Origin of the sequence: Rossellomorea aquimaris (genome assembly GCF_003315075.1) — a bacterium.
Lineage (GTDB): Bacteria > Bacillota > Bacilli > Bacillales > Bacillaceae_B > Rossellomorea > Rossellomorea aquimaris_C.
In genome coordinates, this window is sequence record NZ_QNRJ01000005.1 from 41,837 (window position 1) to 67,502 (window position 25,666).

The 25,666-nt window shown below is 44.2% G+C and carries 26 protein-coding genes and 1 riboswitch; of the genes, 6 read left to right on the forward strand and 20 right to left on the reverse strand.

Features of this window, described 5'->3' with window-relative positions; all coding sequences use genetic code 11:
• The first annotated feature begins 19 nt into the window (after positions 1 to 19).
• The 3 genes from DET59_RS08175 to DET59_RS08185 all read left to right on the forward strand — a co-directional run bounded on the left by DET59_RS08175 (position 20) and on the right by DET59_RS08185 (position 6,583).
• Entirely contained in the window at positions 20 to 1,639 is a 1,620-nt protein-coding gene (locus tag DET59_RS08175) for an alkaline phosphatase (protein WP_113969206.1), read from the forward strand.
• 482 nt (positions 1,640 to 2,121) lie between these two features.
• Complete coding sequence (locus DET59_RS08180) at positions 2,122 to 3,765, forward strand: SWIM zinc finger family protein (protein ID WP_113969207.1); 1,644 nt, start codon at positions 2,122 to 2,124, stop codon at positions 3,763 to 3,765.
• Positions 3,758 to 6,583: a DEAD/DEAH box helicase gene (locus tag DET59_RS08185; RefSeq protein WP_113969208.1), complete on the forward strand. Its 2,826-nt coding sequence runs from the start codon at positions 3,758 to 3,760 to the stop codon at positions 6,581 to 6,583. Before DET59_RS08180 ends, DET59_RS08185 begins: the two co-directional genes overlap by 8 nt.
• 293 nt (positions 6,584 to 6,876) lie before the next feature.
• Here DET59_RS08185 and DET59_RS21625 read toward each other — a convergent pair whose 3' ends face one another.
• On the reverse strand, positions 6,877 to 7,050 hold the full coding sequence (locus tag DET59_RS21625; protein WP_181778094.1) for a hypothetical protein: 174 nt from the start codon (positions 7,048 to 7,050) through the stop codon (positions 6,877 to 6,879).
• Positions 7,051 to 7,074: 24 nt separating this feature from the next.
• Positions 7,075 to 7,452: a single-stranded DNA-binding protein gene (locus DET59_RS08190; protein ID WP_113969209.1), complete on the reverse strand. Its 378-nt coding sequence runs from the start codon at positions 7,450 to 7,452 to the stop codon at positions 7,075 to 7,077.
• 267 nt (positions 7,453 to 7,719) lie between these two features.
• Here DET59_RS08190 and DET59_RS08195 point away from each other — a divergent pair, with 267 nt between their 5' ends.
• Together DET59_RS08195 and DET59_RS08200 are read left to right on the forward strand one after the other, a co-directional pair.
• Entirely contained in the window at positions 7,720 to 8,160 is a 441-nt protein-coding gene (locus DET59_RS08195; protein ID WP_113969210.1) for a YwpF-like family protein, read from the forward strand.
• 96 nt (positions 8,161 to 8,256) lie between these two features.
• Entirely contained in the window at positions 8,257 to 8,577 is a 321-nt protein-coding gene (locus DET59_RS08200) for a helix-turn-helix domain-containing protein (protein WP_113969211.1), read from the forward strand.
• Positions 8,578 to 8,611: 34 nt separating this feature from the next.
• On the opposite strand, the gene DET59_RS08205 is transcribed toward DET59_RS08200, so the two are convergent.
• The 14 genes from DET59_RS08205 to DET59_RS08270 form a co-directional block, all read right to left on the reverse strand.
• Positions 8,612 to 8,749 (reverse strand): anti-repressor SinI family protein, encoded by a 138-nt coding sequence (locus tag DET59_RS08205; RefSeq protein ID WP_181778095.1) that lies wholly within the window; start codon positions 8,747 to 8,749, stop codon positions 8,612 to 8,614.
• A 107-nt stretch (positions 8,750 to 8,856) separates the two neighbouring features.
• Positions 8,857 to 8,950: riboswitch (cyclic di-GMP riboswitch) on the reverse strand.
• 595 nt (positions 8,951 to 9,545) lie between these two features.
• A complete protein-coding gene (locus tag DET59_RS08210) occupies positions 9,546 to 9,842 on the reverse strand; it encodes a hypothetical protein (protein WP_113969213.1) in 297 nt (98 codons plus the stop codon).
• 201 nt (positions 9,843 to 10,043) lie between these two features.
• Positions 10,044 to 10,475 (reverse strand): 3-hydroxyacyl-ACP dehydratase FabZ, encoded by a 432-nt coding sequence (fabZ, locus tag DET59_RS08215; protein WP_113969214.1) that lies wholly within the window; start codon positions 10,473 to 10,475, stop codon positions 10,044 to 10,046.
• 385 nt (positions 10,476 to 10,860) lie between these two features.
• On the reverse strand, positions 10,861 to 11,139 hold the full coding sequence (locus DET59_RS08220) for a DNA-directed RNA polymerase subunit beta (protein WP_113969215.1): 279 nt from the start codon (positions 11,137 to 11,139) through the stop codon (positions 10,861 to 10,863).
• 15 nt (positions 11,140 to 11,154) lie between these two features.
• Positions 11,155 to 11,997 (reverse strand): flagellar hook-basal body protein, encoded by an 843-nt coding sequence (locus DET59_RS08225; protein ID WP_113969216.1) that lies wholly within the window; start codon positions 11,995 to 11,997, stop codon positions 11,155 to 11,157.
• 60 nt (positions 11,998 to 12,057) lie between these two features.
• Positions 12,058 to 12,879 (reverse strand): flagellar hook-basal body protein, encoded by an 822-nt coding sequence (locus DET59_RS08230; protein ID WP_113969217.1) that lies wholly within the window; start codon positions 12,877 to 12,879, stop codon positions 12,058 to 12,060.
• 66 nt (positions 12,880 to 12,945) lie between these two features.
• Entirely contained in the window at positions 12,946 to 13,956 is a 1,011-nt protein-coding gene (gene mreB, locus DET59_RS08235; protein WP_113969218.1) for a rod shape-determining protein, read from the reverse strand.
• Positions 13,957 to 14,477: 521 nt separating this feature from the next.
• Positions 14,478 to 14,738, reverse strand: coding sequence for a sporulation transcriptional regulator SpoIIID (spoIIID, locus tag DET59_RS08240; protein ID WP_032086905.1), 261 nt, complete (start codon positions 14,736 to 14,738; stop codon positions 14,478 to 14,480).
• Between the two features lie 386 nt (positions 14,739 to 15,124).
• Complete coding sequence (locus DET59_RS08245; RefSeq protein WP_113969219.1) at positions 15,125 to 15,784, reverse strand: 3'-5' exonuclease; 660 nt, start codon at positions 15,782 to 15,784, stop codon at positions 15,125 to 15,127.
• Positions 15,785 to 15,791: 7 nt separating this feature from the next.
• Entirely contained in the window at positions 15,792 to 17,687 is a 1,896-nt protein-coding gene (locus tag DET59_RS08250) for a DUF294 nucleotidyltransferase-like domain-containing protein (RefSeq protein WP_113969220.1), read from the reverse strand.
• Positions 17,668 to 19,335: a sodium:solute symporter family protein gene (locus tag DET59_RS08255; protein WP_113969221.1), complete on the reverse strand. Its 1,668-nt coding sequence runs from the start codon at positions 19,333 to 19,335 to the stop codon at positions 17,668 to 17,670. The genes DET59_RS08250 and DET59_RS08255 overlap by 20 nt, the downstream gene beginning before the upstream one ends.
• Positions 19,336 to 19,380: 45 nt before the next feature.
• Complete coding sequence (locus DET59_RS08260) at positions 19,381 to 19,683, reverse strand: DUF4212 domain-containing protein (RefSeq protein ID WP_113969222.1); 303 nt, start codon at positions 19,681 to 19,683, stop codon at positions 19,381 to 19,383.
• Positions 19,684 to 19,707: 24 nt separating this feature from the next.
• Positions 19,708 to 19,890, reverse strand: a complete 183-nt coding sequence (locus DET59_RS08265; protein WP_113969428.1) for a hypothetical protein — start codon at positions 19,888 to 19,890, stop codon at positions 19,708 to 19,710.
• A gap of 370 nt (positions 19,891 to 20,260) precedes the next feature.
• Entirely contained in the window at positions 20,261 to 21,175 is a 915-nt protein-coding gene (locus DET59_RS08270; protein WP_113969223.1) for a stage II sporulation protein SpoIIQ, read from the reverse strand.
• Positions 21,176 to 21,396: 221 nt separating this feature from the next.
• Between DET59_RS08270 and DET59_RS08275 the strand changes: the two genes are divergently transcribed.
• Positions 21,397 to 21,834, forward strand: coding sequence for a VanZ family protein (locus DET59_RS08275; RefSeq protein ID WP_113969224.1), 438 nt, complete (start codon positions 21,397 to 21,399; stop codon positions 21,832 to 21,834).
• A 38-nt stretch (positions 21,835 to 21,872) separates the two neighbouring features.
• On the opposite strand, the gene spoIID is transcribed toward DET59_RS08275, so the two are convergent.
• From spoIID to DET59_RS08295, 4 genes are all read right to left on the reverse strand, one after another.
• The gene (spoIID, locus tag DET59_RS08280; protein WP_113969225.1) at positions 21,873 to 22,886 is read right to left on the reverse strand and encodes a stage II sporulation protein D; all 1,014 of its coding nucleotides are present in this window, start codon (positions 22,884 to 22,886) and stop codon (positions 21,873 to 21,875) included.
• Positions 22,887 to 23,063: 177 nt separating this feature from the next.
• Positions 23,064 to 24,368, reverse strand: a complete 1,305-nt coding sequence (gene murA, locus DET59_RS08285; RefSeq protein WP_113969226.1) for a UDP-N-acetylglucosamine 1-carboxyvinyltransferase — start codon at positions 24,366 to 24,368, stop codon at positions 23,064 to 23,066.
• A gap of 32 nt (positions 24,369 to 24,400) precedes the next feature.
• Positions 24,401 to 25,150: a YwmB family TATA-box binding protein gene (locus DET59_RS08290; protein WP_113969227.1), complete on the reverse strand. Its 750-nt coding sequence runs from the start codon at positions 25,148 to 25,150 to the stop codon at positions 24,401 to 24,403.
• Positions 25,151 to 25,372: 222 nt separating this feature from the next.
• The gene (locus DET59_RS08295) at positions 25,373 to 25,609 is read right to left on the reverse strand and encodes a DUF1146 family protein (protein WP_113969228.1); all 237 of its coding nucleotides are present in this window, start codon (positions 25,607 to 25,609) and stop codon (positions 25,373 to 25,375) included.
• Between the last annotated feature and the right edge of the window lie 57 nt (positions 25,610 to 25,666).

Here is a 25,666-nt window from a genome sequence, read left to right on the forward strand (position 1 = left end):
ACGTAAAGGAGCACTCACCATGAAAACACTCAAACGCCTCATCATCCTTACCACCCTCCTCTCCCTCCTGGCCTTCTCCTTCCCGTCCACCTGCCTATTCGCAGCCCCAAACCCACCCAAGAAAAACGTCATCCTCCTGATCATGGACGGCACCAACTCCGACATCGTCACGTTGTCACGGTGGTACCGAGGGACGGACCTTCAACTCGATAAGATTCTGGTCGGCGGCGTCCGGACGTATTCGGCTCAGTCAGCGATTACCGATTCCGCTGCAGCCGGGTCGGCCATGGCCACCGGTATGAAGACGAAAGCTGATTACATCGGAATGAACCCGGATGGACAACCCGTTTTGACCGTCCTTGAAGGGGCCAAATTGTCCGGCTACGAGACCGGCATCGTGTCCACCTCCCCTGTCCAGCATGCCACTCCGGCTGCGTTCACTTCCCATGTCCTGAACCGTGATGAATTTGGAGATATCGGCGAACAGCAGGTGTACCAGGGTCTCGACGTTATCTTAGGTGGAGGTGCCGCCTGGTTGAAACCGAAATCCCAAGACCACGTCAAGAACGATGACGGCATGCTCAAAACGAAAGAAGTCAGTCGTGAGGATGGAGAAAATCTCGAGGAGGTCATCGGCTCAGCCGGCTACGATTTGATTCTGAAGAGGGACGGACTTCCAAAAAGAAAAGGCTCTTCTAAATTATGGGGTGCGTTTGCTGAAGAGGACATTGCCTATGAACTGGACAGGAAGACGTTAAAGCCTGATGAACCTTCCCTTGCGGAGATGACTGAGGCGGCGATCGACAGGCTTTCTCAAAGCGAGAAAGGTTTCTTTCTCATGGTCGAAGGCAGCAAGGTGGATTGGGCCGCGCATAAAAATGATCCTGTAGGGATGATCAGCGAGGTATTGAGCTTTGACGATGCCGTGGGAGAGGCTTTGGCATTCGCCCGTGAGGACGGGAATACGATGGTGATCGCCGTGACCGACCATGGAAATAGCGGCCTCACCCTTGGAAATCAGGGGACAAATGGGGACTATAAACATCAACCTGTTGAGAAGTTTGTGGAGCCTTTAAAAAAAGCTGAGCTAACTGTAAAGGGTGCCGTTTCTCAGCTTAAGGAGGACCGTTCAAATTTAAAAGAGGTCCTTTCAAACTATGGGTTGGGGAATTTGAGCAAGAAAGAATTCTGTGCCATGAAGCATGCCTCTAAAAAAGTAGAGGATTTAGAGGATGAAATGGTGAAGCTGATGGCAAAGCAGGCTAATCTTGGCTTCACCACACATGGTCACACTGGGGAGGATGTCTTTTTATATGCGCATGGCCCCGGTAAGCCTGTGGGTCTTATTGAAAATACCGATATCCCCAGAGTGATCTCTAAGTATCTCGGATTTTCATTAACTTCCGGGGAATTTGCCTCCTGGTATGTGGACGGAGCAGAATTTTATCGTGAAAAAGGATTTGATGTGAAGATTGAGGGACGGACCTCGAAAAATCCTGTGATGGTGGTGAAGCGTGGGGATGAAGAGCTACGTTTTCCTGAAAATAAGGATTTTTATTGGAGAAATGGTGAAATGGTGAGGTTGAAGAGCGTGAATGTGTGTGATGGGGAGACATTTTATGTGCATGTGGAGGAGTAAGGCGGGGATTGGGTAGGGTTTGATTGGAGTTTGTACTGTTTATTGTCAACTTCAAGCATTTTATTTTCAACTTTCGGTATTTATTTTCAAAAACGCACCTTTTATTTTCAAATCCACCTCCAGCGACCGGTGCCAGCTAACTTTTTGTAGGTTTTTCACTCCGTTTCAAATTTTATTATCGACTTTGAAGGTTATATTATCGAGTTGGAACCATATATTATCGACTTTTGAATTATATTATCGACTTTGCCACTCTTATTATCGACTTTGCCACTTATATTATCGACTCTACTTCCCAACCGCCCCAATCCCACTCTGCCCTTAAACAATCCATACCAGCCCCCGCCTCACTACACCATTCGACAAACTCCTCCACCCTCATCTCCCCCTCTTCCACCACTTCCCCCGCTCCATGTTCCTTTTCCCCCTCCTTTTGCGTTATAATAAAAGAATGCGATTTTATAGATTGGAGAGGTTGGTTGATGTCGATTCGTATTCAGGAGTTGAAGGATAGGTTACTTCCCATGAGTCAGTCGATACAGGGTGAATTGGACCCGAATCAGGATGAGAGCAAGAATGTCGTATCGAAGGGCCTTCTTTTGTTCCGTCAGAATCTGGTTTCGAACGTTAAGGTCCGTGATGAGGAAGTGACGGCCGAGGTGCAGGATGTGACGCCTGTCACCCTTGAGCTGAATTTTTCGTTTCCCCTTTTAAGTAAGTGCTCATGCCCTCAGGATAAATGGTGCCGGCATCAAATGGCGACCTTTTTTATGTTATATAACAAGGTTGGACGGGTGAGTGAGTGGATCCAGAATTGGCGGAGTCAGTCTCAGCCTTCAAGTCAGGAAACACAGTCTTTGGATGATTTATTGAAGAAACACAACAGCACTGGGGCTCTCCGAAAAGCCAGTGATCTATTGAACGAACGGAAAACGCGGGGAAACACGCCGGAGGAATGGTGGCAGTTCTTTGACTCTATCCTCAAGCAGGAAGACTTGGAGTTACTTGAAAGACAGCCCTATTTGATGGATGTCCTCGTTCAAAATATAACGAAACGCTTCATGAAGGAAGCTCCATTTGAACGGGAATGGAAGCCTCTTTATCAGTTGTTTGCGACCTTTTATTTGTCGATTCACATCGATCTTTATTTACAAAAGAGGAATGTAGAGCTGAGTCGCGAGCAGTACAGCATGTATGATTTTCTGTTAGGGGAAATGGAAGACGCGGTTGAAAAACTGTCGATTCACGCCATGCCATTCAGCTTCGATCCGTACATTGCCTTTTTGAAAAAGCAGACGGTCGAGATGAGTGACTCGGCAGAAAACAGTACGATGATGAAAGCCGAAGTGTACCGCTTCCTGTGGTATTACTTGTTCAAACAGAAGTCGTGGCGCCGTGAAGAGGTGGCGCGTTTAGAAGAAAGCAGCGCGCAGGACGCCACTTTTTACAACGTCGCCATCCTCCATCAACATTTACTCCTTGAAGACCTGAACAAGGCGGGTGAAGTGGTGGATGAACTCGGTACCGAGCTGGTCGCGTTCAGTGAATTCTGGCTACGCAAATTTTTCGTCGGGAAGCGTTACGAAGTCGGCTTCTTCCTGGTCCGAAATATTTTGTCCAGAATGCCGGATCACCTAGAGACCCTTGACTATTATGAAGCGACCCGATTCGTGCGCTGGTTTGTGCGGATTCTCCCGATGGATTGGCTGATGGAAAAGGACAGCTCCCTTGTGAATGAACTCCTCCTTTCCATGCTTCCGTACAGCTTCTTCTCGTACAATGAGTATCTCATCAGTGCGAAGGCTTATCGTGAATGGGTTGAGCTTCAAAGGTACATGAGCTACAGCATTCAGGAGATGGAAGGCATGGGACTCCGCGATGTGACGAAGGAAGCGCCTGAGCTTGCCCTTCCGATCTATTACGCCGGGGTCATCACAGCGATCGATCAGAAGAATCGCGACAGCTACAAGCTTGCGGTTCGCTATATGAAAAAAATCCGGACGATTTATAAGAAAACGAAGAAAACAGACAAATGGGATGTCTATCTCCCCTACATTTTAGATAAATACAAGCGATTACGCGCGTTCCAAGAAGAGTGCAGAAAGGGTAAGTTAATCGATGCTTAAACTGTCTTCCGTAAAAATCAACGTCAACACAACTGAATATGAAGACCGTTTCTTCATTACTGCGGAAAACGACAAAGGTGAAATTCTGCCTCCAAAAGAATGGAAAGGTCAGCTGTTTCTTTGGCATGAAGAAAGTTACTACGGGACACTCCTTGAGGATTCCACCAACGGGATTGCAGTGACTCAGTGGCAGCTTCTCACATTGCTTGCCGGTGAGCATTTCAGCAGCATGATCGAGTGGGACTGGGATGAGACCGGGCAGGCGTGCATAGCGATAGCCCCTGTGATCTACGAATCGGTGGAAGCCGGTCGCTGGCTGCCCCGCTTCGAGGAATGGCAGGAAAAAGGGTTACAGTTTCATATCCCCGATGAAGTTTGGTCGAATTTCAACGATGAATTCTGGGAGGAAAAGCTTCCCGCTGGAGGTCCGTCCCTCAAAAGTCTCACGGAAAATTGGTTTCAAGGTGCGTTGAATGAGGCGATGGCTTCGGGTGGATCGAGTGCGATGAAGAGGATTCAGAAGCTGAAGGAAAGTACGCTTACGTCTGAAGAGCTGGATGCGTACTTTGATGAGAAGCGCTGGAGTGAGTGGATTGCCGGTGAGGATGAGGAACTTCCGTTTTCTATCGGCCTTAGGATCTCTGAGCCGCTTGATGAAGATGAGTCATGGGAGCTTGAGACGATCCTCAGAGACCGTAAGAAGATGAATCGCGTGATTTCACTGGCTGAAGACACAGTCCCTCCTTCCTGGAAAAAGCATCTGCCGGATGTATCCGAAGAACAGGAACGCTGGATGAAGATGATGCCGATCCTTCGTGACACTGATGGTTCCCTTCGCACGGCTCTTGGTGAGCACGATGCCTGGGATTTCCTATCCGTATTAAGTGAGAAGCTCATCGACCTGGACATTGAAATCCTTCTGCCGTCATGGTGGGAAGCGATGAAGGATGCTCAGGTATTGGTAAAAGCAAAGCTGAAAAACACGGACACAAGCTATCGTAAATCCTTCGTTGGCCTCAATGCCATGCTCGATTTCGACTGGCGATTATCGATGAACGGAGTCAATCTGTCAGAAGATGACTTTAATCAACTCGTCGATAATCAGCGACGGTTGGTGAAAATCCGCGGTCAATGGATGAAGCTTGATCCCGCTATGATCAGAAGGATTCAGCAGATGATGACGAAAGCGAAGCAGGAAGGGATTTCGATCCAGGATATGCTGGAGCAGGAGCTGGTTCCCCGGGATTCTGATGAATCAGACCTTGAGCCGGATGACGACGAGCATGATCCTTATAAATATGCCAAGATCCAGCTTGAACTCAATCGATCGATGAAAAAGATGATTCATCAGCTGACAAATGTGTCATCGATTCCTTTAACGGAAACACCTGACACGTTTATCGGCGAGCTTCGTCCTTATCAGCAGCTGGGAATGAGCTGGATGCTCTTTTTACGAAAATTCGGCTTTGGCGCTTGTCTGGCCGATGACATGGGACTCGGAAAAACAGTCCAGCTGATCACGTACCTGCAGCATGTAAAAGAAACCGAGAAACCGGAAACCCCTTCCCTGATCGTTGCCCCAACCTCCGTTCTCGGAAACTGGCAGCGGGAGTTGGAGAAATTCGCTCCGGACTTGAAGGTCCACCTTCATTATGGACCGACTAGGGCGAAAGGCGAACAATTTGCCAAGGATATCAAAGGCGTAGATGTGGTGCTTACCTCTTACGGCTTGTCCCATATTGATTTTGATGAGTTATCAGAAGTGGTGTGGACTTCGATCTCTCTTGATGAGGCACAAAATATCAAGAATGCTAATACGAAGCAATCACGTGCCATCCGCAAACTCAGCGGTAAGCATCATATTGCGTTGACCGGGACTCCGATGGAAAATCGATTATCCGAGCTGTGGTCGATCTTTGATTTCCTTAACCACGGGTACCTCGGTGGATTCACGCAGTATCAGAAAAACTATATCGCTCCGATTGAAAAGGATGAATCGGAAGAAAAAGTCAAAGAGCTTCAGGCAAAAATCAAGCCTTTCTTATTGCGTCGTACGAAGAAAGATCCCGAAGTGGAATTGAATCTGCCTGAAAAACTGGAACAGAAAGAATATTGTCACCTGACCACTGAGCAGGCGGCACTGTATGAGCAGCTGGTGAAAGACACTCTCGCGAAAATTGAAACATTGAGTGGATTTGAGCGCAAAGGATTGATCCTGCAAATGCTCAATCAGCTGAAGCAGCTTTGCAACCACCCTGCTCTCTACTTAAAAGAACCGGATCCAAAGTCGATCCTTTCCCGCTCTGAAAAAATGCAGAAGCTGAAGGATATCGTGGAAACCGCTCTGGAGTCCGGTGAAGCTTGCCTGATCTTCACTCAATATATTTCAATGGGTGAAATGATCCAGGAAGTGATGAAAGAAGAATTCAACGTCACTGTTCCATTCCTGAACGGCAGCATGGCCAAAGGAAAACGTGATGAACTCGTGGAAAAATTCCAAAATGGCGAATTTCCAGTCTTCCTATTGTCACTGAAAGCCGGCGGAACCGGATTGAACCTGACCGCCGCCAACCACGTCGTCCACTACGATCGCTGGTGGAACCCGGCGGTAGAAAACCAGGCAACCGACCGTGCGTATAGGATCGGACAACAGCGCTTCGTTCATGTCCATAAGCTGGTCTCTTCCGGTACCCTTGAGGAAAAAATCGATGCCATGCTGATGAAAAAGCAGGCATTGAACGATGAAATCATCCGCAGTGATCAATGGGTGACGGAATTGTCGGATCAGGATTTGGAATCGTTGTTGGTGTTGGAATAATTGTGTGTGACCTCTTTCCTTTTGTGGGGAAGAGGTTTTTTTGTAGGTGTGGCGTGAAATTGGTTGAGCTGGCTCCCTTCCCAATCAAAAAAAACGCCGGCCCCCCAAAAGGAAACCGGCTCAATATGAAGACAATAAGGGGAATTACTGCTTACTTTACTCACTGCTACACATGTATATTTCTAATGAGGTATGTTTGAGGCATGTTGCGATGACCATTGAAATTTGAGACAGCTGCTTATAAGGTTGGTTGGATTATTCGTATGGAAAGAATTCTTGGTGGGGTTTTTTACTTACGACGAGGTTTTCAAGACTGGACTTGGGTATTCGTACCCTTGCTCAAGGGCTGTCACCCGTTGAGATAAATAGAAATTTTCGACGTTTGCTCTTGCTACTTTTTTGATGAGGTCTTCTGTTAATTTTTCCATTCTGTCGATTCTTTGTTCAAGATCTTGCAGTGTGGCCACAACTCCATCTCCCTTATAAAAATATTAAAACGGTAATTCGATTGGCTCTTTCTTGCTTGGCTCGGGTGCTTCCACACTTTCCCGCCTGCTATCCATAAAGCGGACATTTTCAGCGACGACTTCTGTTACATACGTACGTTTTCCTTGATCGTTATCATAATAGCGGGTTTGGATGCGACCGGTCACTCCAACGACAGATCCCTTTCGGCAATATTTCTCCATATTGTCTGCAGCCCGGTTCCATACGGTGCAGAGCACGAAGTCGGTCTCAATTTGGCCTTTTTGATTCTTGAAGTTACGATTCACAGCTATCGTAGCGTTAAGTATCGATTTTCCTTCCAATGTTTTTCTTGCTTCAGGATCTTTGGTCAGCCTTCCAACGATGGTCACTTGGTTAATCAATTGTATTCTTTCCTCCTTTCTCTTAAGCTGTTTTCATCTTACAATCTTCTGTCTCATCTTGTAAAATCGTGAATTTCCGAAATTCGAGGCAAAAATGGCTTGAATTTCGGAAATTCGCTTAGGGAGATTTTACGTTTTTTACTCAAAATAGGGGTCGAAATCACAAAATTGCATCTTTCGTCCTTTTTTTCATTGAGGAATTTGTTAGGGAAACAAATCCTACTATGATATAATTTTATAAAACCTTTAAATGGGAGATGTTCGTTCATGAAAACCTTTAAAGTTATTTCACTGCAAGTAGTGGAGAACGATGAACTGCGTGACTTTGAGATAGTGGACGGTCTGATTATCAATAAAGAAGATGGGCAGAGTACGTGGCTTGTCGAAACGTACTTGTCGAATGAATATATTGAGTTCTTTCAAGAGGCTCAGCAACGCAAGGGAGATTTGGAAATCCAGGTCGTGATTTCCCATAAAGCCAATGATCCTGCTGCTTTCATGACTTCTATCCGTTGTATTAAAGAAATGGATGAGCATATCAGTATTATGTTTGAGGGGAAATTGAAGAAACAGAGGAATGAATATGCAGAATTACTCCTTGATGACTTAGTGCAAAAAGGATATTCTGGGGAAGAATTAATCCAGGAGTTCCGCGAGAAGATGGTATCGAAGCCAAGGATTCCGGTCACTTCAAAACCTAGCGTTTAATTATGCGAAATTATGTAATATCCGTATGATTCATTATGATATAATTGAATTTAATATTGTGACTTCTTATATGAAGTTCTTAGGTAGGTGTTCCCTGTGATTGGAGAAAGAGTAAAGAAATACAGACAAGAAAAACGCATGTCCATGACAGAGCTTGCTGATAAAGCCGGTGTAGCAAAGTCATATTTGAGTTCAATAGAGCGTAACCTTCAACAAAACCCTTCCATTCAATTTCTTGAAAAAGTTTCAGCTGCTTTGGGAATTCCGATGGATGCGCTTTTACATGATCTACCGGAAGATCAAAATATCGATCATGAGTGGCTTAGGATTGCAGAAGAAGCTATGGATTCTGGAATTACCAAGGAGCAGTTCAGGGAGTTCATTGAATTTAATAAGTGGAAGTTAGGTAATAAATAAAGTCTTGCGAGGGATTCGCAAGACTTTATTTATATTAAATCAATTTATACTCGGCTTTTGCTTCCTGGGGTCGCTTTTGTAAATACTCCCTAATCTGTTCCTTAGAAATACCTGCTTCTAAAGCTTGTCTGACCAAATCTACCCATTCTTGATCCAATACTTTGTTCCCCAATTTGTTTCCCCTCCTAAAATACACTAAACGTATTCCAGGCAATCCAGCCGCCGTCGTATTAATATGTCGCATCTAACTATCACTTAATCCAAGTATGTGTAAAGAATTATGTAAGTCTTACAGACTAGTGATATATACTATTAATACTGTAGACCTGTGACTTTGCGTCCCCACTTTTCAATGGGTTTGCCTTTTTCTGATCCTGTCTTTATCTTTGATATACCAATAGTACCACTTTTTGTTAAAATTTTTTGTCTTTTCTGATATCTTTTTTACACTTTTTTCCTACAATAGGTTACTATTTTCGACATATATTCTGATAATTTTTAAATAAAGAGAGGATTCTTGCTATTCTATAATATGATTCGTCGGTCCTCAGAAATACTTTTGACCCATCCCTTTTTTGTAAGCCTCTAGTTTTTTTCTTAAAGGAAGTATATTGCCAAGCCTTAGAGAAGATGCATAAAAAGGTGAGTTTGTTAAATTATTTCCACATGAGGGGCATATCCAATCGCCTAATTCAGTGCTACTAAAAGAGGAACGTGTACATCTACTACATACTTTTTTATACATACAACACCCCTATAGAGTTTTTTGTTCATTATAGTGAACAAAATTAATTATATACCAAATAATAGGTAATTCAACTTCATTTTTCCATAAAATACGCTGAAAATAAGTACTATTCTTGAAAAATCTTTTATTTTCTTAAAATCCCTAACTTTATCGTTCTTAATAAAGAATATCTCATTCTAAAAAATAAAGCGCAGAAGCTTTTAGCCTCTGCGCTCTACCATTACTCGTCCTTCTTATCCTGATCCTGCATATCAATATCATCTTCTACAGCGTCTTCCTCAGGCGTGTTGTTATCCTTCGCTGCATCTTTGTCGCCTTGCTTGTTTTTGTCCTCTGACTCAGGGTAATTTTCTTCACCCATGTCCCCGTTATTTTCGTTCATGCCCTCATCTTCAGGCACTTCTTCTTCTGTTGGAGCCTCGTCTTCCGGAGGTGGCTCCTGATTTGCGTTACATCCTACAAGAAGCATGGCAGCAAGTGCTGATCCACCAAGAATGGATAATAATTTTTTGCTCATGATGTATTACTCCTTTCTAACGTGTATGTTAGTTAATGTAAGACCGTTACTTTGGTCTTTCGTTAGCATTCCCTGAAAATGAATTTACTTGCATTTTGAGTGAAATTTTTAGGGGAAATTGGATTTTGAGCATGTGAAGAGTTGAAACCAAAAAAAAGGGCCTGAAGTGAACGAATCACAACAAGCCCAGTTGGCACATTTTTATTGTTTATCTCCTAAAGCGAACATCATTTCCAATTCGCACGCAACCTCACCATCAACCGTCGCCACGCCTTTTCCTTTACCGATCGGCCCTTTAAAACGGATCATTTCGACTTCAAGTCTCAGCTGATCTCCCGGTTTGACCTGTCGCTTGAAACGGCATTTATCAATACCAGTGAAAAAAGCTAAACGCCCGCGGTTATCTTCCACCTTCAGCATGGCCACAGCTCCGACTTGAGCAAGTGCCTCCACAATCAACACCCCAGGCATAACAGGATAATCAGGAAAATGCCCATTGAAAAACTCCTCATTCGCCGTCACATTCTTAATCCCAACCGCTTTCTTGCCATCTTCCACTTCAAGAATCCTATCCACCAACAAAAACGGATAACGATGGGGAATAATCTCTTTAATCTGATTAATATCCAGCATTCAAAACTCCTCCTACCAATATGTATGTACACCTTATTGTACAGAAATTGTGGTTGGAATAGCAACAGGAGAGGGACGGACCTCGAAAACAACTCACTTTGCCATGCAAATCCTTGTATAGCAGGGTTTTTTGTCCAAAAGAGAACGAACTCGAGGTCCGTCCCTCTCCAAACCCCGTTCAAAAAGGATCGCCCCTTTAAGAGAGCAATCCTGCGTTGGTGGTGGGTATACTGGATGATTGATGGGCTGGCAGTGATTCTGCTTTCGAAAAGAGGGACGGACCTCGAATACAAAGCTTCATCACAACGAAACCCCGTTATATCAGGATTCATTGCCGAAAAGCTAAATATTTCGAGGTCCGTCCCTCAAAAAAATACACAAAAAGTTATTTCTTCATGACGATATCAATAACGTGCTGCCAGGTTTCTGCTTTGAAGACGTCGGCTGCTTTGCCGTCTCCGATGCCTGCGAAGCCAATGACGGCACCGAGTGCGAGGCTTCCTGCAAGAAGGAGGATGAACAGAAGGATTCTGAGCCAGATTGGCAGCATGCGGACGCGTACCCAGCGAGCAGGCTTGGATTCGCCCTTTTGCTTGGCTTTCTTTTCTGTTTTCACTGATTCTCTTGTCGTTTTTTCTTCTTGTAGTAGCTCTTTTTCACTCATAGCATTTAACTCCTTTTAGCGTATCCCATTTACAAGGCCCATCATTTGATCTGCAAGGGAGATCGATTGGGATTGAAATTGGTATGATCGTTGGACATTCAGCATGTCCGTCATTTCTTTGCTGATATCAACGTTCGATCCCTCTAATGAGTTCTGGACCATTGAAATATCAGAGCGTGCTCCTCCAACGACATTCGTTACGACTTCATCTTCCGTAACGCCGAGTTCGTCCAGATTCTCTGCAAAACCTAACAGATTACCGCCAAACTGCTGCAGAAACTGAGACTTTTCAACCGTGACGATACCTAAGTTGAATCGCTCTTCTACTCCGCCTGCACTCGTAATCGTGAGGATTCCATTATCCCCTAACTGAAAAGAAGACGCATCTTCTGAAAATGTAATATAGTTATCGTTCTCGTCCAGGACCGGTAATCCGCTTCCGTTCACGAGCATCGCTTCCCCATTCCCGGTTGGACTGACAAAGAATGCTCCGTCTCTCGTATAGCGCACGGCACTTGAATTGTCATCCTGAGCAAGGACTTTAAAGAACTGCCCCCCACCGGTTAAAGCAAAATCCAGCGAGCGTCCCGTTGATTTCAAAGACCCCTGATTCAGGATCAGTTGAGATTGTGAAAGCTTTGCGCCACTGCCTTCCCTTACTCCAAGAGGGGTAAGTCTGCCTGTTTCAAACTCTTTCACACGCTGATTGTTCACCTGTTGCACAAGCAGCTCTGAGAATGTCGCTTCCCGGCGCTTGTATCCATTTGTATCTGCGTTCGACAGATTGTGACCGATCATGTCCATTTGTTTCTGCAATTGACCTAATGTGTTGGTTGCTGTAATCATCGTTCGATTCATGACGTGTTCCCCCCTATTATAAGGTATTCAGTGACGAAATTCATTTACAATCTTTAACTATCAGTTGACACGACCGATTTCGTTAGCTGCTTTTTCCATACTTCGATCATAGGCCTGGAGTACTTTCTGATTTGCTTCAAAGGATCTGTACGCTGATAACATATCCGTCATCGTACGGGATGCATCGACATTGGACCGTTCAAGGAAACCCTGCTTGGTGGTAAAAGAAACATTGGCTTCTTCATAGGCATCGGGAAGAGCCACATTACCTTCTGTTGCAAATAGTCCGTCTCCCTGTTTCACCAGTCGGTTGGGATCTTCTGAATAGCCTACACCCAGAGTAGCGACAACATTTTCATCAACAAGAATCTGACCCTTCTCCTCAACAGTGAACTGGTCACTGTCTAACTGGATACGCTCGCCATTTTCATCCAGAAGATAAAAACCACTGTTCGTCGTGAGAAATCCGTTTCCGTTCACAGTCAGGTTCCCATTTCGAGTATAGCGTGGATTTCCATCCGCACCTTCAACCGCCAGAAACACCGATCCATTGGCCGGCATCGACACGTCCAATAGAGCAACGTCCAGGCTTCTTCCTGTCTCCTGCAGATCACCCTGTAGAAATGAAGGGATCGTTTCCTGCATATACACGCCCGTATTGAGGGCTCCCACCTTCTGATTGAAAGGAAGGGAGAGTGTCTTCTCTGTCGGAATCGACGTGGAATCCATCCGCTCCATGAGCATTTCCGGGAAAGCCCGCATCGATGCCCGATCGGCTTTAAAACCCGGTGTATTCGCATTCGACATATTATTCGTTAACATTTCAGTCTTGCGTTGCTGCGAAAGCATTCCTGATGCCACTGTATAAAATCCGCGAAACATATTTTCACCTCATAACTTTGCCGTTTTTATATCGGACGAGTGGGGCAATATTTTAATGAAAGAAATCTATATAATTGATCTTCTTGAAATTTTATCGATATTCTCAAGCATTAAGCCTGTTCCAATTGCAACACAATCCATCGGGTTTTCAGCAATGAGAACCGGTACTTTCAGCTCTTCTGCAAGGAGGGTGTCCATTCCGTGAAGAAGTGCTCCCCCTCCTGTTAAAATAACGCCGCGGTCAATGATATCCGCTGATAATTCCGGTGGAGTCTTTTCAAGAACATTCTTAGCAGCTTGTACGATCACGGCCACTGATTCACGAAGAGCCCCTTCGATTTCTGTTGATGTCACGGTAATCGTGCGTGGAAGACCGGACACCATGTCACGGCCACGGATGCTCATTTCTTTCCGGTCTTCATCCAGGGTTTCCGAGAATACCGTCCCGATATTCACCTTGATATCTTCAGCTGTACGCTCCCCGATCAGAAGCTTGTACTCTTTTTTAATATAGTTCAGGATTTCATGGTCAAACTTATCCCCGGCCATCTTGATGGACTGACTCGTCACAATGTCACCCATGGAAAGAACCGCAACATCCGTCGTTCCTCCACCGATGTCCACGACCATGTTTCCTGTTGGATTGAAAATATCCATCCCTGCACCGATCGCAGCGACTTTAGGCTCTTCTTCTAAATAAATCTTCTTCCCACCGCTCTTTTCAGCCGCTTCTCTGATCGCCTTTTGCTCGACACTCGTGATGTTCGTTGGGCAGCAAATCAAGATTCTTGGTTTAGAAAGAAACCCTTTGACATTCAATTTATTAATAAAATGCTTCAGCATTGCTTCTGTTACATCAAAGTCAGCAATGACCCCATCTTTTAACGGACGAGTCGCCACAATATTTCCAGGAGTACGCCCAACCATGCGACGGGCTTCCTCTCCAACCGCTAATACCTTACCTGTATTCTTATCCAAAGCCACAACCGATGGCTCATTCAAGACAATCCCTTTTCCTTTAACATGAATTAAAACATTAGCCGTACCAAGATCAATCCCAATATCTTTCGCGAACATCTTGTGTTTCTCCCTTCTTCTTTTACAAATTCATCATCATATTTCATCTATGGTTTCATCTTAATGTCATTACGCAAAAACGTTAAGTCAAAACTTTCACCTAATTAATTATTTTACCATAAATATGTCGAAGGTAGATATTATTTGTCAAAAAAATGTATTGATTTTGTTATTTTATTGGAAAAGTATAGGAGTATTGGAGGATGGTATTACAAGAGTGTTAAGGTTTAGTGAAGTTGGGTAGGATAGGGTGGTTTTGTACCAGGTACACTCTTGATTGTTTGTACCTGGTACATCGGAGCAGAATGGTACCTGGTACAGGGATATATTTTCTTTCACCTGTTAAAATACTGTCATTATTAGACTGTTGAATTTATGTGGATTTTTAACAGGTGAATTCCAATCAATATTCAACTGTTAAAAAATGACGAAATTTCAACAGTCAAAACCACAACTCATTCCCCCATAAAACAAAAACACACCAAGCATGACCCATCTTTCTGGGGCTTGGCGTATTTTGGTTAGCTGTGGAGCTCTTCTTTTTTGTATTTCTGCTTCGTCGCTTCTCCACCTCGTAGATGCCGGATAGATTTATGATAATCAAGTATTGTTTTGACTTCATTTGCGAGTTCTGGATTAATTTCTGGCAGTCGTTCTGTTAGATCTTTATGGACAGTACTTTTGGACACGCCAAACTCCTTCGCAATTACACGAACAGTTTTTTTCGTCTCCACGATATACTTACCAATCTTGATTGTTCTCTCTTTGATGTAATCGTGCACACCACTCGACCTCCCTAAATTGGATGTGAGAAGTGTGAAATGAGACTCGCTTTCGCATCAATGAAATAGTATAGACCGCTTGCGTATAAAAACCCATGTGCAAGCGGCAGAAAGCCTTATTTAATTCACGGCAGCTTCCTGATGTTACAACATATAAACAAATATTCAGCTAATGATCAATGATATAACGACGATTCCTCACCTCAAACACTCTCTATTTTAATAGGTTTGTATCATTTTATTAGCTTGTGCCCACATATATGCACAAAAAGCACAATAAGGACAAGGTTTGGGGTGAATTTTCTGAAAAATCACTCTTAGGGACGGACCTTCACTTGGTTTTAGGAGGGAAATCATCCACGTGAATGTATCCGATAGGTGTCCTTTCACCCACTTCCCCGGCTGACCCGAACCAATTCCCCCCAGGTCTCCACCTTCCGATCTCTTAACAGCTCCAATAATTCTACAAACAAATAAGCCGTCATAAGAGCATCGTTCAACGCCCGATGTCTCGGATACAACCTGGTCCCGAACAACTGGGCATACCGCTCGAGATCTCTCATATCATATGAGGGCGAAAGGTATCCGATTAGATTAAGGGTGTCCAGGCTCGGTGCCATCTGTAGATGAAGTCCGGCCCGCTTCAGTTCACTCTTCATCACGAGTTCGTCAAAGCTTACATAGTGCCCAACCAGACTATTCACGGTATTTCCTTCTAAAAAAGCGAAGAAGTCATCGATGGCATCCCTTGCTTCCGGCGCTTGTTCGACATCTTTTGACTGAATTCCCGTCAGCTGGATTATTTCCTGAGAAATGAGTCGATGAGGATTGGAAAATGTCTGAAATGTGATGTTTTCCTTTACCTCATACCCTTTTACTTTAACCGCCCCGATTTCAAGCAGCCGATCCTCCGCTCCGACGCGAAAGCCTGTCGTTTCGGTATCAAAGACAACAAACGTAAGGTCTTCAATGTTAGTGTTCAGAGGGACGGAATCATAGTGGAGCGGACATTGGATCTTTTTCTTTAAAAAAATGAAAACCTTCACATCCCTTCTACGTTAAGGAGTAATGAGATAACATCATTTGTTGAAATTCACGGATCGTTTTCACACTTCTGTATAGACTTTCTTTTTTAATGGTGGAGAGTGAGGAGAGGTGTACCGTATCTCCCTGATCCTTCCGCTTCAACTCTATATATAGCTTCATTAATTCCTGGAATGCTTCGGATAATTCTTCTGCAAACCCCGACGAAATCGACCCTTTTTCTTTCAAATAATCCAGCTTCTCTCGAGTCGCCCCCGAAGTATTACCATGAGCCGCGTTCAGAATCTGGAGTGCATGATGAAAAGGAAACAGAATGTCTTTCTTGATGGAAACCGTTTTTCGGTCCAAGCCTAATATTGAACGGATGGAGGAGTGAAGGACAGGCACCGGCTTGGCTTTTTCCACTTGAGCCAGCCGTACCAATAATATTTTTGAACTACGGAGCTGATCTTTTATCGCGTCTTCAAATGTTGAATGAAGTGCTTCCTCCCCAAATAAAAAACGATAGGAAAAGAAGTTTTGCACTTTCAATAAAGCCTCCTCTGACGAATGGACCGACCATTCTCTCAATCGTTCCTGCCAGGAACCCATACTCCCCGTCCACGGTTTCTGATTCGCCATCATTCCACCGTCACAAAGACGCAGCCCTGTCTTTTCTAATTCAACGACGACTCGTTCAGCAAAATCACAGAAATATTCCCCCGCTCCTTTACTATGTTTTTCATAAACCAGGAAATGATCTTGATCGGTCAGCATAAACTGCTCTTTCCTCCCCGCTGAGCCCATGACATAAAAAGCATACGAGCAAGGGATGACCCGTCCTTCCCCAAGCAACTCTTCCTCCACCTGCCTTAAGATTCGCTGATAAATACGATCGAATAGCCCTGACATGAAATCGAGTATGTGATATACCGGAGCTTGTGCTTCCCAAAGGCTCGTAAGTATCGACTCTGCCATAGGTCTGACCTTTTTCAGGGGGAAATCCTTGCTCTCCAATTTCCTTGCACTCGTCAGGGCCCCGATATGGTTCGCTTTCATTACTTCATAGAGGGTGATGATGCCGACGATAGGTCCGTCCCTCTCCTCGCCCCCGACAACGGGCAGGTGTTTGATGGAGTGGTCGATCATGGCGGCGAGGGCTTCGTACAGATAGGCGTGACGGGTGATGACGGTTGGGTTGGGGGTCATGGCCTCTTTTACCTGTTTGGTGAGAGGGACGGACCTTGCGAGGCATCTGGAGACGAGGTCTCGTTCTGTCAGGATTCCTGCGATGCGATTGTTTTCGAGAATGATGACAGAGCTGACCCGGTTTTCCCCCATGGCCCGCGCTGCATCCTCCAGGGAATCTTCACTCCTGACAGTAACGACTGATTTCGTCATCACATCACTCACCCGCTTCAGAATCGTCGTCCGCTCTTCCAGCCCGTGCGCCACTCCCACTTGCTGCGACAAGGAATAATAAACATCCTGAAGTCGTTTCGATGTTTCCTCCAATAAAAAATTCTTCAAATAAGGTTCATTCCAATAGTTTTGCAAACTGGTATAAGGCACGAGGCAGAGCAGACAGTCCTCCTTCGCCTTCACCTCAACCGAGGAATATACACTCTCATCCATCGCTGTATTCAGTACTGAATAAAGACTCGATAAGCCGACGATCCCGTCCTTCGAAATGATCTCGAGAATCTCTTCTTTTTCCTTTGTCACAACGACTTCTGCTTCTCCGTTCACAACAAGATAGAGTCCGAGACGATGTTCAAAGCTTTTCAGTATAGTAGAGTGTTTTCCCACCTCAAGCCGCTTACACTCAGTAAAAAGGGAAAGAGCCGTACTACGCTCCATCCCCTTGAAAAAGGGATGAAGGAGTACAGCTTCTTGAAATGATCCGTCAGGCTTTGAAATCGACATCGTCGTTCACCCAAACTTCTCCGTCCTTGAAGGTCATTTGTTCCGGGTAACGGAGATCCATTACCTCTTCCTGAATCTTTTGAGAAGGTGCTTTCGTCATCAGTGACACGACGATATTGGCAATCGTTGCTGCCGCTGCCCCAAATACACCAGCTCCCGTATCAATGATGCCGAATAGGGTAACACCCGATCTTGCCAGGAAGATGTACGTAAGGGTTACCCCTAACCCTACAAGCATCCCTGCAATCACCCCTTGGGCATTAGAGCGTCTCCACCATACCCCGAGTAAGAGTGCCGGGAAGAACGTTCCAGATGCCAGTGCGAAGGCCCAGGCGACGATCTGGGTGATAACCCCTGGTGGATTAAGAGCCACGATTCCGGCGAGCACCGTCGCGATGACGATCGACCAACGGGCAACGGCCAGACGATTTTTCTCTGTCGCGTTCGGTCTGAATACACGATAGTAAATATCATGAGCAAAGGAGGAAGATATCGCGATCATCAACCCACCCGCTGTCGATAACGCCGCTGCCATGGCACCAGCCGCTACGAGACCGATGACGAACACTCCTAAATTCGCAATCTCCGGTGTCGCCATGACCACGATATCATTGGAAATGATGATTTCCTTCCACTGAAGGATCCCATCTCCATTTGCATCTGCGACCTGTAATTTCCCCGTATCCACCCAGGATTTCGTCCATGAAGGCAGGTCACTGATTTGGCTTCCCGCTACCTTTGTCATTAAAATAAAGCGGGAAAATGCGGCATATGCAGGTGCGGATAAATAGAGAAGTCCGATGAAAAGAAGTGCCCATGCTCCTGACCAGCGAGCCGCTTTCATCGTAGAAACCGTATAGAATCGAACGATGACGTGTGGAAGCCCCGCGGTCCCTGCCATCAACGTAAACATGAGAGCCATGAACTGCCACTTCGTACCGTTTGTAAAAGGTGCGAAGTATTCCGAGACCCCAAGCTCACGATCGAGCTCCCCGATTTTCCCTACCAGTTCCCCATAGGAAATCCAGGGTGCAGGGTTTCCGGTAATTTGCAGGGACATGAAAATAACAGGAATTAAATAAGCGATAATCAGAACAACATACTGAGCTACCTGCGTCCACGTGATCCCCTTCATCCCACCGAAAGCGGCGTAGAAGGCGATGAGCACCACTCCGATCATCGTGCCGACTTTGGCATCGATTTCGAACAACCGACCGATTACGACCCCTGAACCCGATAGCTGCCCGATGCTATACGTGAAACTGATAATGATCGTACAGATCGCGGCAATGACCCGGGCCGTGTGGCTGTTATACCGGTCCCCGATGAATTCCGGTACCGTATAGCGTCCATATTTCCTAAGCTGCGGGGCAAGTAAGAAGGTTAACAGCAAATATCCTCCCGTCCACCCCATGATGTAGGCAAGTCCATCATATCCGAGGATCATGACGGTACCAGCCAGTCCAATGAATGATGCTGCGCTCATCCAGTCGGCCCCGATCGCCATCCCATTGAAGATCGGCGGCACGCCCCGGCCTGCTACATAGAAGTCTGATGTCGCTTTCGCTTTGTTATAAACAGCAATTCCGATATATAACGCAAACGTCAACAGAATAATCGACGTTGATACTATAAACTGAGTATCCATTTATCGTTTCCCCCTGCTCTGTTCTATATATTTGGTTGAAGCCGTTTAATGATCCAATGTCTTTCCGTAACTGATTTGTTCATTTTTACTTTCATCAATTCCATACTTCTTATCGATTCCATCGCTCACCTTCGCATTTATGTAGAGTAAGATGATGAAAATGACAATCGACCCCTGAGCCCCCATAAAGTAGTGAAACGGAAAGCCATTGAGCGTGATCGTTGACAGGCTTTCGGCAAACAGCACGACCCCAAAGGAAGAGGCGAGCCATATCACTAAATACATTGCCATATAACGGTTTTTTTCTTTAAAATACTGATCCGCTTTTGCTCTATCGATTTTCTTCATTTATGTAACCCCTTTTCAAGCTCATTATTTTAAACTGAAAATAAACTTCACGGTCTCAAAAAACGGAATCGGGACCATGGCGATTTGAAAAATAAAGTAAATGAATAAAGACAAGAATGGAATGGTTAGGAAGAAAGCCCGTTTCTTTCTCATTGCAAGAAAAATGCTTCCCCCTGTTATGAGTAAAATCGCGATGAAGTAAAGCAACGTTTCACCTCCTGAATATGTAAGCGTCTCCTGAATCACACAACCTCCCGTTAATAAAGATTAAATTTTCTGAAATTTAATTCATGCCCTCATTATCTTTATTGGAAAAAGCCTGGTCAATAAAGAAAAAACGACAAATCTACATTGGATTTTTCTCTTTACTAAAGAATCATTTTGTTAAAATAAAGATAATGAAGAATGTGTTAACACGATTAAACAAAATCGATATGTAAATACTTTTCCAGTAAAATAACCCCTTTGTCGAATTTCCGAGGAAATTTTTTTATAGGGTTAAGCCTACCATTGGAATAAATCTGAAAACAAAAAAACTGACCGGAAATCACCGGTCAGTCTTTTTTCATCTATATGATTATTCTTCGTCTTTTACGTCAGAGCCATTATCGGCTGCGTCGTCTTTTTGATCAGCATTTTCTTGTTTCGGCTTTTGCCCGGCTTCCGGTTTTTCTTCAGTTGCATCGTCAGCACCGTTTTCTTCAGTTGCTTTATCTTCTGTTGCTTTGTCTTCGCTAGCTTGATCTTCAGCTGCGTTTTCCTGTGCAGCTTCAGCTTCCGGCTGTTCACCTGAAACCTTCTTGTCTTCTAACTGCGCTTCTTGAAGTGTTGCAAGGGACTTATTGAAGTACTCCAGTGGATTAACGGCTACATTTGCTTTACGAATTTCAAAATGTACGTGAACGCCAGCTTCTTCATTGAATAAGCTCTTACCTGCTTTAGCGATAGCTTGTCCTTGATCGACTACATCTCCAACCGCGACTTCAAAGTCTTTCACTGATTGATAACGAGTAACGATTCCTTTGCTGTGCTCGATCTCAATCGTGTTACCAAGTAGGGAATCTTCTTGAACCTTTGTAACTGTACCGCTCATGGCAGCCAGAACATCGAATTCTTGTCCATCTTTAGAGATGTCGACTCCTAGGTTCGGATAATACATGTTACCATAAACGACTAGGGCTGCTTCCTGTTCTTCCGCTGATGCTTCAGTGTCGTAGAATTGTTTTTCGATCACTGTGTCCTCAGGGCTTGAAACAGGCATTACAAAGTTTTCCAATGAACGATTGACTTCTTCTGCAGGCTGGTTGAACTCATTGTCAGTAGGAACTCCATCATAGCTGTAATCCTTGGCTTTCTCGTTTACATCATTTCCTGCCTGGTACCACAGAATCCCCGTGATAATGATTGCTGCACTTGCTAAATAGATTGCTGGGTATGCCCAACGTCTTTTCAAAAAGTTTTGAGAAGGTTGTTTCTTTTCTTCCTCTCTCATTTTCATCACCTCAGCAATCATTCTGAACAGAATTCAGAAAATATATACACATTCGGAAAAAATTTTTTAATTCTTATCTTTCGACAAAGGGATGGAAAATATGTATGATTTTAAAAATAAGATGAAATTTTCTTGTTTAGAGCATGAATTTCCTGAGTTCGTGCTCCATCTGACCATGATACAATAAAGATATAACACCAAACAGAAAGGACGAGCTGCATATGAAGAAGTTGCTTACGTATGGGCTGACAGCTGCGCCTTTTGTCTATATGATTCTTATTTGGGTGATGTCGAGTAATCCGGATGATGCGGTCATTCGTTTTCCTGATAATCAGGTGGATCGTTTTATTAAAGAATCTCTCCATTTAGTCGAATTCGGTATTTTATATGGATTATTTGTCGTTGCTCTGTTGGCACATGGAAAGCTTCGGTTCACTTTGAATTTTACCGCTGCGTTAATTGCGGTCTTTTATGGGTTTGTGGATGAGATTCATCAATCCTTTGTTCCGTATCGGTCGGCAACGATGATTGACGCTGCGAAGGATCTGATAGGGGTCACTGTCCTTTTTTGGATTGTGAACCGGACTTATTTTAAAAAGCCTGATCATCCATTAACGAGAAAGATGAAGACGTTTGAAGCCTATATAAAAAAGGATTGAGTCTGGTCACCTTGACCTTTCAGACTCAATCCTTTTTATTATCTTTGGGCTGTTACTTTTTGCAGCAGTTTATCTGACTCTGTTATTTTGACGTCTTTATAGTAATGCGTGACGATGTCTTGATAATCCTTGCCTTCCTTCGCCATTCCGTTTGCTCCGTATTGGCTCATACCGACTCCGTGACCGTATCCTTTCGTGGCGATGACGATATGATTATCCTTCAGGTACCAGGAAAAATCTGTGGATCTCAGTTCTAACTTCTCTCTTATCTCACGGCCGGAGAATCCTTTGCCGTTTATTTCAACACTTGCTACCCTTTTGCCTTCTGTTCTTGACGTGATCGTTCCTACCGAGCCATCCTTTGGCAGGGTTACGCCCAGTTTCTGCTCAAACTCTTTGATCGGGATAACCTTTTGATCTTCGAATCTAGGTGACGCCGAGTCCCAAGGGCTTTCGACACTTCTTAAATATGGATATTCATTCGGCCAATAAGCCTCAGAGTTTTCTGTGTAACCATTGCTCGTTGAGAAAAAGGCTGCCGTAATGGGCTTGCCATCATAGGTCAGCACCTGCCCCATCGTTTCAAGGACCGCATCGGATATTTTCTTGACCTTCCAGTCATAGTCGGCACCCCAGAGGCCAGCAAGCTCCTTCTGGTTCTTATATACCTGATGAGAGACCGTATCCGTCACATCGGCACCCTTCGGAACAGTGGAGTCCTCAAGTAAAAGCTGATTCACAATATACGTCCGTGCAGCAAGTGCTTGAGCTTTTAACGCTTCTTTTTCAAAATCTGCAGGCATTTCACCAGCCACTACCCCTACTACATACTGCTCCAAAGGAAGTTTCTCGATCAGGTCCTGGTTGGAGCGATAGACCGCTACCTCGACAGAGTTCGCCAGCTCTTCAACGGATGGCGTATTCTTCAGCTTTTCGTCTAAGTTTGCCGTTTCCTTATCTGATGAAAATGGGAGCACGAGAAGAGTGGGTACAATAAAGATGATGCTGATAAAGATTGAGAAGATGATCAGTACTGGTTTCAAATGCTTCATGTTCGCGGCCTCCAATGAAAGATTAAATAGGAGAATGTCCTAGCACACTTCTCCACTCTCTATCATATGTATGGTAGTGGACAAGCAATTATGAATATTTTAAGAGTGATTTTGACGTGCCCAAACAAAAAAGGCAAGCTCTTCTATAAAAGAAAAGCTCACCTTTTTATCTAATACTTACGCATCCTTAATCATGTCTTGCTCAGAAACAGGTGTTTCTTCCACTTCTTTCACACGCTCGATATCGGCACCAAGGCCTGCAAGCTTCTGATGGAAGTTCACATATCCACGATCTAAATGCTTCAGTTCTGTCACTCGAGTGTAACCATCTGCTACCAGACCTGCAATCGAAAGAGCTGCTGCTGCACGTAAGTCCGTTGCAGCCACTTCTGCTCCTTGAAGAGGCGTTGGTCCGTTCATGATTACAGAGCGGCCTTCAATCTTAATGTCTGCTCCCATACGACGGAATTCTTCAGCATGCATGAAACGATTTTCGAATACTGTTTCAGTGATGACGCTTGTGCCGTCAGCTGCTAAAAGTAATGCCATCATTTGAGATTGCATATCTGTTGGGAAACCAGGATGAGGCATTGTTTTGATATCGACAGATTTCAGTTTCTCCGGTCCGATGACACGAAGACCTTCTTCTTCATCGATGATCGTAACGCCCATTTCTTCCATCTTGGCCACTAATGAAGATAAGTGTTCTGGGATCGCACCCTTAACAAGGACATCACCTTGAGTAATGGCAGCGGCAACCATGAATGTTCCCGCTTCGATACGGTCCGGAATGATGCTGTGCTCGACACCGTATAGACGGTCCACACCTTCGATACGGATCGTTCCAGTACCTGCACCGACAACGCTTCCTCCCATTTTGTTCAGGAAGTTCGCTAAGTCGACAATTTCAGGCTCTTTTGCGACGTTTTCAAGGATGGTTGTTCCTTCTGCAAGAACGGCAGCCATCATAATGTTTTCTGTTGCCCCAACGCTTGGGAAGTCCAGATAAACCTTGGCACCTTTCAGTCTTCCGTCTACTTCAGCTTCGATGAAACCATTTCCTACCTTCACTTTTGCTCCCATTGCTTCGAAGCCTTTTAAGTGTTGGTCAATTGGTCTTGATCCAATGGCACATCCACCAGGAAGCGCCACACGTGCTTTACCTGTACGTCCAAGTAATGATCCCATAACAAGAACGGATGCACGCATTTTTCGAACATATTCGAACGGTGCTTCCACAAACAACTCTCTTGATGCATTCACGATGACTTCACCATGGTTAAACTCTACATCTGTATTTAAATGACGTAATACTTCGTTAATCGTATATACATCGGAGAGTGGTGGTACATTTTTAATGACACTTTTTCCTTCACTTGCTAATAATGTAGCAGCGATGACTGGTAAAACGGCATTCTTTGCTCCTTCAACTTGCACTGTACCGCTTAAACGCTGACCGCCGCGGACGATAATTTTTTCCAAGAGTATTCCCCTCCGCGTCCAATTTCTCTATATTAATATTCAATAATTAGGATGGGTGTGCCAATCACAAAGGTTGTCTTAGCGCCCATTCCGCTTTTCCGTAAACCTAGTTGTATATTCATATCATCATTTTTTGTTGGTATAGTCCGTGACATTTGTTCCGAGTAAGCTGAAATGGAATAAAAGTCTTCTTCTTTTAGTGATTCCAGTTCTTTTGCGTCTAATTTCGACATTAATTCGACAGCCTGATTCGACAAAACTTTCTCAAGCTTATCATTGAATTCGCCTTTTATACAAGAGAAAATCATAGGTTTAGTAGTAAAAATGATTTCCATATTTGGGATAAATTCAGTCTTAATATAATGCTTCGTCTTTTCTCCCAACGCTTTCTGATCTCCGCGCATTTCATACATAATATACGAAACGGACTGCTTGTTTGTGAGGGTATGCTGCAACTTAATGGTTTCTTCCCCGTGAGACGTCTGACGTTGCCCCACAACCATTACTTCTTCAGCTGATTTCTTCGTCACCCACTCAAAATCAGAAAATCTTTCTTGCATAGTAGTACTATATTTGGCAAACCCTTTATTCGTGAAGCTTTTTTTGTTTTCTCTTGCATATAGAGACCATTCAGTTATCCGACCTTGAGAATGTACAATGGCTTGGTCAAGCTTTTCAATGTCTAATAAATGATTGGCTTCGATAGTGTTGTTCCCATTAATAACAGGAAGAAAACCTAATCCAACAAAAAAGATTAAAATAATGTAAAAATACCGAGTCATTTTCCATTCCTCCCCTTACCTAAAAGTCTGTCCGAATAGGAGAAGAACATACTTGAAAATTGTCGTCATCTTTTTACAAATATTGAGTTGTCGGCAGGCTGTTACATGAAAGCGTTTCATATTGAAACTTTTTCACAAAGGAACGAGCACAAAATTAATCTTACTTAAAACAGGCCCTGATGAAAACATGCAGGAAGACCTATTTTATGTCAGAAGCTCAATTTATTCAAAGAAAACAGGCAAGCTTTGAGACCACAGATAATAATCCAGTAAAAATCGGCTTACGGCGGAGCCGATTGCGATCGTTAGTAGGATATACAATAGTCTCCCTTGAGCGACTCGATTTTTCTTGAGGAGCTTGTCTAGCTGGATGGATTGCAAAGACCAAAATGTGATCCCGAATATAAATAGATGCACGAGCATACTGATCAGGGCCTGCTGGCCAAAGCTTTCTATCACTCTTCTCACTCCTAATAATCATTTCGACGCACAAAGTCCATTTTACCACATAATTCT